Genomic DNA, 1,946 nt, shown 5'->3' on the forward strand with positions numbered 1-1,946 from the left:
TCCGAACTTTGACCAGGCCACTAACATAAGCTGTTGATTTCGCGCTGTTATGCGCGCTTGGGCGGGGCGGTTACTGGGTACAGGCGGGGTTGACGTTCAGAAGACGGAAGGCCTTTTCCTGAACGGGCGTCGGCCGCGTAGTCATGACGATCATGGCATCCGGATTGAGTGGCGTGTGGCAGACGTTGTAGGTGAGCGTGGCCAGGTCGTCGAGCAACGTGCGGAAGCTGTGAACCGGCAAGCCATCTTCGGTGAGCCTGGAGGCGTCCTTGGCTTTTGCCTGGTCCGAACGTCGTGCCTTGGCCACCGGCGAAGGCCGGGACGCACGCGCCTGCTCGACGTATTCGTCGTCAAACAGCATCGGCTTTAACTTCTCGCGCATGTGCCACTCGACGTAGTACGCGAGCATGCACAGAAAGACATGCGCGCGCACGCGCTGGGCATTCCAGTGGAACACGGGCCGCACGTGCAGATCGACCGTCTTCAGCGAACGGAAGGCCCGCTCCACGACCGCCAGGCCCTTGTAGGCGGTCACGGCCGCCTCGGCTGACAGCGCCGCGGCCGGCAAACTCGTGCGCACCACATACAGGCCGTCGAGCGCGGCCTCCTGCTGGATCTGCGCGGTCTTGCGCTGCCAGCTAAAGCTCGAGTCGGTGATGCTCAGCTCGAAGTGTTTGGCCATTCTGAAGTGATCGATGACGCGGCCCACGCGCAAGGCAATCGCCTCGGTGCCCTTGAGCCGGTTGCGTACGCGCGTGGTCGCTTCGGCGATCTTGCCCAGCTCCTGTTCGGTGGCCTGCAGCAAGGCCTCGCGCTTGCGGGTGCGCTCGTCGGCCAGCAGCGGATTGCGGCACACGATGAGCCGCTCGCCGGGGAACGCCTCACTGATCACCTCGAGCAGGTTGCGCTCGTCGAACAGCGACGGCTGGAAGGGTCCCTTCTCCTGGGCGAGCGCGGCCATCTGCGGCGCGCGCAGGCTGCTTACCCAGTCTAGGCCGGCCGGGCGCAACACCGTGTCGATGCGGGCCTGCGTCAGCATGCCCCGGTCGCCCACCCAGGCGAGCTTGTCGATCCCGTAACGGTCCTTGAGCTTCTCCACCTGGGCGGCCACGGTGGCGGGATCGGCGGTGTTGCCGGCGAAGACTTCGACTGCCACCGGACAACCATCAGGAGTACAAACCAGACCGAACACGATCTGCGGATCGTCGCGCTTGCCATCGCGGCTGTAACCGTGGGCCGCGAGCTCGCAGCAGCGTCCGGTTACCCACGTGGATGTGAGGTCGTAGAGTACCAGCGTACTGCCGGCCAGATGCTGCCTGGCAAGCCGCTTCTCGATGCCCGCCTGAGCCTCTCCGAGCCAGTCGAGGGCCGCATAGACCTGCTCGAGGTCGAGCTCCCCCAGGCCGAGCAGGCGCGACAGCGAGTGGGTCGCGGTCTCGTCGCGCAACATGCGATGCGTGGCGAGCTTGGAGGCGGGTGACACTACCCGCGCCACCAGTAGCGCCATGACCACGGAGCGCACCGCGGCGGGCGCAGGTGCAAACCACTGCTCGGCGCCGCAGGCGCGGGCCGCGCCGAGCACGGCCGCCACATGCCCGTGCGGCAGGCTGCGTTCGATCACGAAGGCTTCATCGACCGACGCCACGGCCACGCCACCACGTAGCAGGACCTTCAGGCCTTCGATCACCTCGGCGGGCAGCGACGACAGGTTCGCGAGGGTACGCTTTTTGACCTTGTTGCCGTCGCGGTAGGACTCGCGCAGCAGGATCGCGGGCGGCGAGTTACGGTTGGGGACGTGTTCGATATACATGAACACCAATTAAAGCAAAATATCCAGCAAAAGCAATATAAAAATACTAATTTACATGGCTACACGATAGTCCCCAAAAAATAGCCGAAACCCAGTGCCGACGGGGGTTCCGGCTGTTTGAGAGGCCGAAGTATGA

At 64.3% G+C, this 1,946-nt stretch carries 1 protein-coding gene; it reads right to left on the reverse strand.

The annotated features are described in order from the left end of the window. Nucleotides 1-70: 70 nt before the first annotated feature. A complete protein-coding gene (locus F6X40_RS41330; protein ID WP_187631871.1) occupies nt 71-1,810 on the reverse strand; it encodes an IS1634 family transposase in 1,740 nt (579 codons plus the stop codon). Nucleotides 1,811-1,946 lie beyond the last annotated feature (136 nt).

This window comes from Paraburkholderia sp. UCT31 (assembly GCF_014397655.1).
Taxonomy (GTDB): Bacteria; Pseudomonadota; Gammaproteobacteria; order Burkholderiales; family Burkholderiaceae; genus Paraburkholderia; species Paraburkholderia tuberum.

Excerpts from the sequence above, each read along its gene's own strand:
- F6X40_RS41330 (WP_187631871.1), bottom strand. The coding sequence starts at position 1,810 with ATGTATATCGAACACGTCCCCAACCGTAACTCGCCGCCCGCGATCCTG.